1 protein-coding gene is annotated in these 13,408 nt (G+C 37.9%); it reads left to right on the plus strand.

The features are described from left to right. Positions 1 to 2,411 precede the first annotated feature (2,411 nt). The coding region (locus CKF54_RS06815; RefSeq protein ID WP_147396838.1) for an ESPR-type extended signal peptide-containing protein at positions 2,412 to 13,408 on the plus strand (10,997 nt) is incomplete at its 3' end.

Below are 13,408 nucleotides of genomic sequence, written 5' to 3' on the forward strand. Positions count from 1 at the left end.
ATTGATGATTGATGATTGATCACCAATAATCAAGGGAAGAGTTAATTAAACTTTGATTTTTAAAAATATATCGATATAACGATATATAGTCTAATGAATTTAAACCAGTGTAGATATGCACAAGCCAAAGATGACAAGAGCATTTGCTTTTTTGTCGTTACTTATTGTTATTACTTATTAGCGTTACTAATTAGTGGCAATGAGTTAGCTTGAACATACCTATTTATAAATGTGATTTACCAGACACACAACACAATTGTGCACCAACAATTTATCCACTAAATTTAAGCCAAAAGATTCATCACTCAACAAGTTTTCTTTAGTTGATTGACCTTTGGTTTAGTTAAGTTAAAACTTTTGGAAGTTGTTTGCTTTTACAACTGTAATTTGTAAGTTGAGCAAAAACTTGAGTTGAGGCTCGAGTTTGCGCTGGCTTGCGAATGGGAGCTTAGGTTCAGTTTTGTGCTTAAGCTAAAAGTTGAGAATTAAACAACTTTCCTCAAAGTTTTATGAGTTGATCGCTTTAGAGTAAAGCAACGTATCAGATTTTGCAAACAAACAAGTAATTACAGCGCAAGCTCAACTACAAGGCAGCAAAATCTAAAGTATGCAGATTTAAACTAAGCGTTTAGTTTAAATTTAAACAGGTCTGTAGATCAAAGTGGTCTGTAGGTAAAAGTAAATCTTGGCTGTTGCTAAGATAAACCTTAATGTAAAGGTTAAATGTAAAGGGTAAGGGTTAAATCAAGGTAAGGGTAACTTACTGTACTAAGGTAACCTGCATCAGCGGTACCTAGTGCTTTAATCCTATGCAGTATCCTATGAAATATCCTATGTTGCATTTGATACTGCCTCCAATACATATCTTATACCGATCCTATGCAGATCCCACCGAGATCATACACAGCACCCTTACTTTGGTTTTGCGTAAAGTCTGCTAAAAAATCTAAACAACAAAACTTAAAAACTTAAAACTAAGCTTAAATAAAAAATTAAGTGTTTAAAGAAAAGGCCTATCTCTAGCTAGAGATATTTAACTTATTAGCCTACAGCTAATAAGTTAAAGCTATCCTAATCCTTAAACATTTTAATTTTCTGTTGTTTTACCTTTTAGTGATCATCTCCTAAATTTACTTTCTAACGTAAATCTCGATTTAGGTTAGAGCAAATTATTTACCTCTAAGAGGCAAATTAGTGGAGGTTATAAAAACATTAAGTTCGTTCTTATCTTAGAAAAACATTTTGTTTTTATGCCTCCAAAGGCTACTTCGCAGAGGGAAAATACATGTAAGTAAACCAAGCGAACTGTTGCTTGAGAGTTAAGTTAGTTTACCTAGTTAGCTAAAGCTAAATTGTTAGCTAGTCTGCTTTGTTAGTCAGCTTACTCTGTAAGCCAACCTACTCTACAAGTAAGTAGTTCAGCAAATGACTTAGATAGTTTACCCACCCGAACGTTTTTAAACTGTTCTACTTTCAAATATTTACTCTAAGTTGTTTGTCTTGGTTTGTGTCTACCATTTGAGGGCAACCTCACAGTTAATCGTAACCTCATCTTGAGGTAACTTCTGCCTAGGTTCTTAACCTAGAGACAGAGTGAAGTTTTGTAAAGAGGCAAAAGTTCAAGCTTACTACAAACTTCAGGACAACCTTGAATAATTTTTGCTGATTTTAAAACTTATCTCGCAACTAAACCTCGTTATCTCCAAAGTAAAACTTTACTGTTAAAACAAGAATAAGACCCAAGTTGCTTTATGCTTACTATTTGCTAAAAGTTATTTATTAGCTCTACTTCTGTAAAGAGGGGGAGCGCTACCAAGCTAGTAAGCTTAGAACAGCTAGTTGTTTATCCACAAAAGATTTAGCTTTTGTGCTTGTTTTAACAATTCTCGGTTTTGTTTTACTTTTTGGGATTCTTGCAGGGTTAGTCTACAAAACTTTATGCTCCTGCTTAAAGTTTTTTCTTCTTATTAGAGGGGTATACGGTTAACGTGATTTTGCATTTGGAGCTCAAAACTTTGGTTAAAAGTGGTTAAAAGGTAGTTAAAGGAATTTAATTGCTATTTGCTTACTATTTAATTGAAGTGGGGAGTCAAGAGTGCGAGTAATATGCCAAACTCGGCAAATGTGCGCACAGAGGCAGTGCTTTGTTGAGTTAATTTAATCTGCTTTCTTTGGCTAGACCTACTTATATTTCCTCCTACAATAATCTTTATAGAGCGCAAGATAAGCTCATTGCAAGAAGCTGTGTTTATAGATGTTCATCTGCTAGATGTTCATCTGCTAGATGTTTATATGCTAGTTGTTCATCTTCTCGTAGTTGTTTTGTTCATCTTCGAAATCGAACAATTACCTCACTGTCTCTTGCTTGTGCAAACCTTGTCTTTATAGAGATGTCTCGGTATTTCATAAATATGAATAAAATCTATAAACTCAAATTCAATAGACAAACTCTCTCTTTGGATGCTGTTTCTGAACTAGCGACCAACTACACCACAGCTGTGTCGTCTACCAACGAAGAAGCATTAAAAGATACTCGAGTTTTAAAAATCAATAAACTAAGTACCTTGTTAGGGAGCGTTTTAGTTCCAATTACCCTAGCGACAGCTTACGCTGATTCTGCACGTACGGGTATGGAAGTCATCAGCGGTACCGCTGATGTGGTAACTAAAGACTTAGTTACCACTATCACTAACTCTAATAATGCGATTATCCAGTGGCAAACATTTAACATTAATGCCAATGAAATTGTTAAGTTTATCCAAGAATCAGCAGATTCAGCTGTATTAAACCGTATTATTGGTGGTCAGATTTCACAAATTCTAGGTACTTTACAATCAAACGGTAAAGTATTTATTGTGAACCCTGCAGGTATCGTTTTTGGTGAGAACGCAAAAGTAGACGTAAACTCGCTAGTAGCGTCAACTCTTGATATTACTAATGAAGACTTTTTAAACGGTAACTACGTTTTTAGTCAAGAAAAAGATTCAGCTATCGCTTCGGTAATTAACAACGGGGTGATTAAAGTAAATGATGACGGTACTTTAGCTCTAGTGGGTGGTAAAGTACTTAACACTGGTGTGTTAGAAGCTAAAAATGGTACAGTTTACCTTTTAGCTGGTCAATCAATTACAATCCAAGATTTAGACAACCCAGCAATTTCTTATAAAGTTACTGCAGATAACAAAGCTGTGAACTTAGGGGAAATTGTTTCTAAACGTGTGTACTTATTAGCGAATAAAGTAGCTAATGGTTATACAAGCTTAGAAAGCTTTGCAGATATTATCTCTAACTCAGATTCTGCACGTCAGGCATCTATTTCAGCGACTGGTGAAGTTATCCTTTACGGTGCTTCAGAGTCAGATGCAGTGCAATCAACTACTTTAAATAATACGCAACTAGCAGCTAACTACACTAATCAGTCAAGTGTAGTAGTGTTAAACGGTACGATCAACACTTCTAATACAACAGGTACCGCGGGTACAGTTAAATTATTAGGTGACAACGTATCTTTAGAAAACAATGCTGTAATCAACGCTTCAGGTAATGTTGGTGGTTCAGTTTACGTTGGTGGTGACTTACAAGGTACTGGCGACTTAAAACTAGCTGCTACAACTAATGTGGCGACAGGTGCAACAGTTAATGTATCTGGTACAAATGGTGATGCAGGTACAGCAATTGTTTGGGGTAACCAAGCAGTTGTAGATGGAACTTTCTTAGCGACATCAGTATACGGTAACGGTGGCTTTGTAGAGACTTCAGGTCATAGTTTAGATTTACTTGATAACGTATCAGTAAATACAACTTCGGCTTACGGTTCTACAGGTAACTGGTTAATTGACCCGGATAGTGTGGTTATTGCTAACGATAACGAAACTTATGATAGTCGTCATGGTATTAGCTTCACTTGGGGCTCAACAATGTCGTCAAGCTCATTTAGTGTAACAGCTACGACAAAAGGTGACTATACAACATTAAAAGCATCTCAAGTTAATAGATACCTTAACTCTTCGAACGTAACTATTACTGCAAGCTATCAAGTTGCATTCTATAACGTTACAAGTGCGTATTTAAATTCAACTAATGCAAGCAACAGCTTAAACATTAGTGCTGCTAACATTGACTTCTATAACAGTAACTTTACAATTGCTGGAGCATTAAATTTCTTAAATTCTAATGCTGGTATTACTTTACAGAACTCAAAATTAACTGTTGGTAGCCTTACAACCTATAACACAACTTCAAACATAACCATCTTCAATACTACAATTAACACTACGAGAGGCAACATCACCTTAAACACAACAGCTCGTGTTAATTTAGTAAATGGCTCATTATTAAATGCGACTGGTTATGGAGTAACCATTAGAACTCAAGGAGCTGATGGTAGTACGTTTGATAACTCATCGATTACTGCTAACAACATTACCTACGTTAATGATCCAAGCAACCCATTAAAAAATATGAACAGTTACGTTAACATCACTAACACGACGTTTAACGCAACTGGTAATCTGACTTTTAACTCAACAGCGGGTTCTTTAAACGTTACTAACTCAACTTTCAAGGGTGGTAATGTGACAATGAACTTACGTACGGGTTACTCTTACTATGATGGTGCTTCTAACGTAGCTGCCTCGAAGATTGTTAACTCAACTGTTTGCGCAACTACTAACTTTACGTTAAACCTATACTGTCGTACAGAGGAAGCTAACTGGACTGTTGCTATGGCGTCAAGTGGCACCAAGTACTTCAACTGGTTCGAGATTGATGGCTTAAATGTAACGGCTAGTAATGCGAACTTATCAGGTAGTGCGACTCGTTTAAACATCAACCGTTTAAATGCAAGTGTTACTGGTAATATCTCTTTCAGAACCAACACTAGTATCTATTCATATAAGAATGGTACTAGTCCTTCTGGTCCTGGTAACAACATTTCGAACAGTGTAATTAATGCTGGTAATGTTTCGTTCTACTCTGAACAAGCTTCAAGTGACTTAAGTAATGTTACTGTTAATGCTACTAACTTAATTTCGATTACAGGAGCAAAAACGTATACAACTAGTTCTAGATTGAACGCTAGCGGTGTAAACGTCTCTTTAAATCAAGATTTATCATTTGCTGACACAGTAATATGTGCAACTAGTCAAGATGTTTGCATCTCTACTAATGGTACGTGGATTCATTTAAGTAACACGACCATTAACAAGTCTCAAGCTGGTAACATTCGTATCTTTGCTAATACTGTAGCTGTATACTTAAGTAACGGTACAAAAATTAATGGTACTTCTGATACTGTAGATGGTACTTCAGGGGTAACTACAACTATCTATAGTGGTACTAACCTAACGTTAAGCAATGTAAGTGTAAGAAGTTACTTAGTTAACTTATCAACTAACGTAAGTAGAAAAACTGCGAACCTAACCTTAATTAGTTCAAACGTAACTTCAGTAGGTGCAAATAGTACTACTGGTTTAACTGTTTTAACAGGTGGTAATTTAGTTGTAGATAACTCGAACTTAACAGCTCAAGGTAATGTTATCCTTGGTGGTGACGGTAACGTAACTTCTGTAAGTATTACCAATAGTTCATCTGTTGTTTCAAATCACGACAACGTAACTTTAACTACAGGTCAAACTGGTACAACTACCAACACTATTACCCTAGAAGGCTCAACGTTAAAAGCTGCTAACAACGTAACCGTATTCCAAAACAACGGTGACCTAACAGTTGAATCATCTAACTTAACTGCAGGGAAAAACGTTGACGTTAACTCAGCTGCAAGCTCGTTATTCTTAAATAACTCAAACGTATCTTCAGGTGATAATACTAACCTAGTTGCTTGTACAACTCTAACGTTAAATACAACTACCGTAAATTCTGGTGCTAACGTTACAGTTATCGCTCCAGATTCAATTGCGTTAAACTCAAGTTTCTTAACTGCTGATAAAGATATCAACATTGGGAATACTTCTACAGCTGAAGTTAATGTTTCTAACACTAACTTAACTTCAACTAACGGTAACGTAAGTGCAAGTGGTTATAACCAAGTAATCGTAACAGATAGTAACGTAGCTTCTGGTTTAGATCTAAACCTAACTACAGCTGCAAACAGCAGTCACACAGATGGCACTGTAACTATCAACGGTACAAGCAATAGCTTCAAAGTTGGTCGTGACTTAAACTTAACTGCGAATACAGTTAACTTAAGCAATGCTCAGTTTGTAGTTACAGGTAACATTGGTGTAGTTGTAACTAATGTAGCGCTTGACAACTCAAGCTTAAACGCAACAGGTAATACTTCAGTAGATGCTACTAACCTGACAGTAACAAGTAAGTCAAACGTAACTGGTGCAAACGTTACTTTAGATGCTACGAATGTAGTTGTAAACTCTTCATCAGTAATCTGCTCAACAGTATCTACTTTAATCGACGGTAGTACAGCTGTAACTATTGACAATGCTACAGTTAACTCAACTGGTAACGTTACAGTTAACTCTCCATCAGTAGTAGTAACTAACAGCGCGCAAGTAAACGGTACTAACACTACGTTAAACGGTACTGCGGTAGTAGTTAACAACTCTGCTTCAGTTAATTCAACAACTGCAACTTTAGTTAACGGTACAAGTGTAACGGTTGATAACGCAACGGTTAACTCAACGGGTAACACTACGTTAAACGGTTCTACAGTTCTTGTAACTAACAATGCTTTAGTAAACGGTGATAACACTACTTTAAACGCTGCTAACGTAATTGTTAATGACTCTGCAACAGTTAACTCAACAACTGCAACTTTACTAAACGCATCTAAAGTTTTAGTAAACAATGCGAATGTTAACTCGTCTGGTAGTACAACGTTAAATGCGTCAGAAGTTACAGTTTCAAATTCAGCGAGTGTTAACGGTAAAGATGTAAGCTTAAACGCTACTCTAGTTACAGTTAATAGCTCAGCAACGGTTAACTCAAGCAACTCAACTGTAGTAAAAGGTCAAACAGTTTTAGTTGACAGTGCAACAGTTAACTCAACTGGTAACACAACAGTAAACGCAACTGCTTTAACCGTACAAAACGGCTCTAAAGTTGCGGGGAACAACGTTAACTTAACTGCGTCTGATATTAACATCGTTAACTCTGCAGTTAACTCAACAGCTTCAACGTTAATTAACGCAAGTAACGACGTTCTTTTAGATAACTCAACAGTTAATGCAAGTACTGGTGCGGTTGACGTAATTGCAGCTGACGAAATTAACGTTACAAACAAATCTAGCGTTAAAGCTGGACAAGATGTTAACTTTACTGCGAGTAAAGTAGGCACGAACAACTCTGAAGTTTCAGGGGCAAATGTTACTTTCTCTGGTAGCTCGAACATTAATACAGTTAACACAAATGTAACAGCAACTGGTGATATCAAGCTAAATTCAACTAGTGCAACAGTTTACAGCTGTGTTTCTAACTTCACTGCAGGTGGTAACTTCAGCGCTAATGGTTCACAAGTTACTCTTGTAAACTCTAAGGTAAATGCAACTGGTGATGCTAATTTAACGGCAACTACCTTTGTGAACGTTAACCAGTCGTCAAATATCTCTGCGAAGAATGTAAACGCGACTGCGCCAATCGTTCGTGTAAACAACTCTACGCTTAACAGCACTGAGAACACAACGTTAACAGCAACTAGAGAGTTACAAGTAACTAACTCGGTTGTTAATGCAACTAAAGAAGTTACGTTAACCAGCCCAACAGTAACTGTTACAGGTAGTAACCTATCTTCAGAAACTGCTAACGTAGTTGTAAACGCAACTACTTCAGCTTGCTTAACTAACTCAAACGTTTCAGCAAGTGGGGTTATTGCGCGTGCAACAACAATTAACGTTACAAACAGTTCATTAAATGCAACTGGTTCTGAGATCTCTTTAGGTAACGCATCAACTGAAACTGTAAATGTTAACGACAGTAAATTAGTTACAACTAATAGTACTACCGGTGATATTAACCTACGCGGTAATGCGAACGTTAACTTATCTAACAGCTCAGTAAATGCTGCGCGTGATGTTAACTTATCAGCACCAACAGGTGAAGTAGACATCTCTAACGCTTCAAGCATTGTTGCTGGTCGTTCAATTAACATTACCGTACCAAACGTTACTATCGAAGGTGGTTCTGTATTAAACGCTGCAACTAGCCTAGTAGTAAATGCAACTACAGGTAACGTAACCGTAAACAATGCTTCATTAGTAAGTAGCAAAGGTGGTACAGTTGATGTTAAAGCTGCAAGTGGTACAGTTAACGCTACAGAGTTAAGCGTATGTACAACTGGCGACGCTAACGTAACTGCAACTGCTGTTAACTTAACCAACAGTAACTTAAGCGCTGCAACGTTAAACTTAAACTCAACAGCTGCTAACCTAAGCTTAAACGGTACTAATGCTACAGCAACAACACAATTAAATGCTGTATCGTCTAAGAGCGTAGTAACAGAAAACTCTAACTTAAGCGCAACTACTCTAGAAGTAAGTGCGGGTGAAGATATTGTTGCAAGCAACAGTAGCTTAACTTCAGCTAATGCTTTAGAGTTACAAGCGGTTAATATTAGCTTAGAGAACACTTCTGTTAACGCAACTGGTACAAGTGCAGATGTTACTTTATGCGCAACTAACAATTTAAGCGTAGCTAACAGTTCGTCAGTAAATGCAACTGGTAATGCTACTTTAACAGGTGCGAATGTAACTCTTGCAACTTCAAGCATTGTAGCTACAGGTGATATCTCAGTAAATGCAACTGCAGGTAACTTATCATTCAACGCTGCTCCTATGACAGCTGGTGGTAACATTACTTTAGTAGCAAGCTCGGATATTGTTAATGCTGGTGGTACAGAAGCGTCACAAGCTTCAGTAAAAGCAGGTAACAACATTAGCGTAACTGCAAAAGGTAATGTAACTTTACCTAATGCACAATTAGAAGCTGGTAACCATGCAACTGTAGTAGCACAAACAGGTAACGTTACTCTAGATAACTCTGGCGTAAGTGGTGCTAATGGCGTAGTTGTTAACGCTTCAAATGGTAACATCTCAGCATCAGGTGGTACATTTAACTCAACTAATGCAGATGTTAACTTCACAGCGTTAAACAACATTAGCTTAGCTAACTCAAACGTAAGTGCATCAGCAGGTACAGTTAACTTTGAAACAACTGCAGCTAACTCTAACTTAGTAGTAGAGAACAGTAACGTAAGTGCTAATAGCGTAAACGTTAATGTACAAAACAACGTAAGCTTAGCTAACTCAAGCGTAACTTCAACGCAAGCTCTTGAGATTGCAGCTAATAACGTAACTGCAAGCAACACAAGCTTAACTTCAACTAATGGTAATGTTGACTTAAATGCAACAAATAACTTAGTAGTTACAGAGAACTCTGCAGTAACAGCAGCAGGTGACGCTAACTTAAAAGCAGCAAACGTAACTCTAGCAACTTCATCAATTACAGCAACTAAAGATATTACAGTTAACGCAACAAGCGGTAACCTATCATTTAATGCTGCACCGATGAATGCGGGTGGTAACATCACTTTAGTAGCGGCTAAAGATATAGTGAATGCTGGTGGTGACAATGCTGAGCAAGCACAAGTTACAGCAGGTAATAACATTACCGTAACTGCTTCAGGTAACGTAAGCTTACCTAATGCTCAATTAAATGCAGGTAACCATGCAACAGTAGTAGCTACTTCAGGTAATATCTCTCTAGATAACTCTGGTGTAAGTGGCACTAATGGCGTAGTGGTAAATGCTTCGAATGGTAACATCTCAGCTTCAGGCGGTGTATTTAGCTCAACAAGCTCTGATGTAAACTTCACAGCATTAAATAACATTAGCCTAGCTAACTCAACTGTAAGCGCAGCGTCAGGTACAGTTAACTTTGTAACAACTGACTCTGACTCTAACTTAGATGTTGAGAACACAACAGTAAGCGCTAATAGCGTAAACGTTGATGTGCAAAACAACGTAAGCTTAGCTAACTCAAGCGTAACTTCAACGCAAGCGTTAGAAATTGCAGCTAAAAACATTGATGTTGACAATACAAGCTTATCTTCAACTTCAAGCAATGTTGACCTAACTGCGTCAAACAACTTAGAAGTTGTAAACAGCTCGGCAATTTCATCACAAGGTGATGCTAACTTAGTAGGGGCAAATGTAACTCTAGCAACTTCATCAGTATCAGCAACAGGTGATATTACAGTTAACGCAACAAGCGGTAATCTATCATTTAACGCTGCACCGATGACTTCAAGCAACGGTAACATTTCATTATCAGCAGCTCAAGATATTGTAAATGCTGGTGGTGAAGATGCTGCTCAAGCGCAAGTTACAGCTGCTAACAACATTACCGTAACTGCAAAAGGTAATGTAACTTTACCTAATGCCCAATTAACTGCGGGTAACCACGCGACAGTGGTGGCTCAGTCTGGTAATGTAAACCTAGACAACTCTGGTGTAAGCGGTGCTAACGGCGTAGTAGTAAATGCAACTAGTGGCAGTATCTCTGCTTCTGGTGGTAAATATGAATCAGATAACAGCAATGTTGAGTTCAATGCACAAGACAGCATTACTCTAGTTGATTCAAACGTAACTGCTACAAATGGTGAAGCAAGCTTTACAGCAACTTCTGATACTTCAACTCTAACTTTAACTAACACGAATGTGTCAGCAAGCACAGTTGACTTAGCAGTAACAGAAGAGATTGATCTAAATAACTCGAACGTAACTTCAACTAATGCGTTAAGCGTAAAAGCTAACAATGTAAACGTTAACGCAACAAGCTTAACTTCAAGCGCTGCCGTTGACTTAGAAGCTACTTCGAAACTAAACGTAACTAATGCAAGTACAGTAAGCGGTACACAAGTAAGCTTAACTGCAAGCGAAGTAGTAGTTAACTCTGCAACTTTAACTTCAACAAGTGAAAACATTGCAGTAGTAGCTTCAACTTCAACAAGCTTAACTGGCTTAACAGCTACAGCTGAACAAAACGTAGTTGTACGTGCACCGACAATTGCAATTAGCTGCAGTACTTTAACTGCTTCGAATGCAGATATTTCAATCGGTGACTTAACTACAGTAACTACAGATGTAACTTCATCTACTTTAGACTCAACTAAAGGTAACGTAAGTTTATCTGGTTCAACTGCAGTAAATACTTCAGGTTCAACTTTACATTCAGGTTTAGATCTGAACTTAAGTTCACCTAACGGTCTTGTTAATATCTCGAATGCGTCTTCATTAACAGCTGACAGATCTATTAACATTACTACGCAAACTATCGAGTTAAATGCAACTGTTGAAGCGCAACAAGATTTAACTCTAGATGCAACTGACATCACAACTGAAAACGCAAGCATTAAAGCACCAAACGTAACGTTAAATGCGACTAACATCAGCTTAGCTGACAGTACAGTTAACGCAACTACTGGTAGCGCAACAATTAATGCAAGCAACAACGTTACTTTAACTGGTAGCGATGTTAAAGCTGCTACAAATGTAAGCGTAACAGGTGCGAATGTAACTGTTGACGGTGGTAACTTAACTGCTGCTCAAGAAATCTCAGTAAATGCAACTACTGGTTCAGCAAACATCTCTAACGCGAACTTAACTGCAAGCGAAGTAGGTGTAACTGCTGAAAAAGATGTGAACCTAGGTAACGGTACAAACTTAACGGCTGAAAATGACGTTACAGTATCTTCAGCTAACGGTTCTGTAAATGCAACTGGTACTAACATCACTTCAACAAGCGGTAACGCAACTGTAACTGCCAAAGAGAATGTAACTTTAGAAAATACAAATATCTCTGGTAGCCAAGGAGTTACGGTTGAAGCAACTAACGGTACAACTACAGTTAACGCTTCAGCATTAACTTCAAGCGATGCTTCAGTAGAAGTTACTGGTAACCAAGGTGTAACTCTAGGTAACGGTACAGTTGTTACTGCTAAAGAAAACGCAACAGTTTCTTCAGCAAATGGTTCAGTAAGTGCAACAGGTACTAACATCACTGCAACAAATGGTTCTGCAACTATTACTGCAGCTGAAGATATTAACTTAGATAACAGTAATATCTCTGGTAACCAAGGTGTAACAGTAGATGCAAACGGTACAGTTAACACAGCTGACACTAACTTAACTTCTACAAATGGTTCTGTTTCAGTAACAGGTGACGAGGGAGTTAACTTAGGTAATGGTACTAACGTAACTGCAGCTGAAGATGTAACATTAGATTCATCTAACGGTTCAGTTAACGCAACTGGTACAAACATCACTGCAACTAACGGTACAGTAGCAATTACTGCAAACGAAGATGTTAACTTAGATAACACTAACGTAAGCGGTAACCAAGGTGTAACAGTTGATGCGAACGGTACAGTTAATACAGCTGACACTAACTTAACTTCATCTAACGGCTCAGTAGCTGTAACAGGTGATGAAGGTGTTAACTTAGGTAACGGTACTAATGTAACTGCAGCTGAAGATGTAACTTTAGATTCAGCTAACGGTTCTGTAAACGTAACTGGTACTAACATCACTGCAGAGAACGGTACAGTTGCTCTAACAGCTGATGAAGATATCAACTTAACTAACGCTAATATCTCTGGTAACCAAGGTGTAACTGTTGACGCAAACGGCACAGTAAACACTGAAGATACAAACTTAACTGCTTCTAACGGTTCTGTTTCAGTATCTGGTGATGAAGGTGTTAACTTAGGTAACGGTACTAACGTAACTGCAGCTGAAGATGTAACATTAGATTCATCTAACGGTTCAGTTAACGCAACTGGTACAAACATCACTGCAACTAACGGTACAGTAGCAATTACTGCAAACGAAGATGTTAACTTAGATAACACTAACGTAAGCGGTAACCAAGGTGTAACAGTTGATGCGAACGGTACAGTTAATACAGCTGACACTAACTTAACTGCTACAAATGGTTCTGTTTCAGTATCAGGTGACGAAGGTGTTAACTTAGGTAACGGTACTAACGTAACAGCAGCTGAAGATGTAACATTAGATTCAGCTAACGGTTCAGTTAACGCAACAGGTACAAACATCACTGCAACTAACGGTACAGTAGCAATTACTGCAAACGAAGATGTTAACTTAGATAACACTAACGTAAGCGGTAACCAAGGTGTTACAGTTGATGCGAACGGTACAGTTAATACAGCTGACACTAACTTAACTTCATCTAACGGCTCAGTAGCTGTAACAGGTGACGAAGGTGTTAACTTAGGTAACGGTACTAACGTAACAGCGGCGGAAGATGTTTCAGTAGATTCAGCTAACGGTTCTGTAAACGTAACAGGTACTAATATCACAGCTGAAAACGGCACAGTTGCTCTAACAGCTGATGAAGATATCAACTTAACTAACGC

Origin of the sequence: Psittacicella hinzii (assembly GCF_003585885.1) — a bacterium.
GTDB lineage: Bacteria > Pseudomonadota > Gammaproteobacteria > Enterobacterales > Psittacicellaceae > Psittacicella.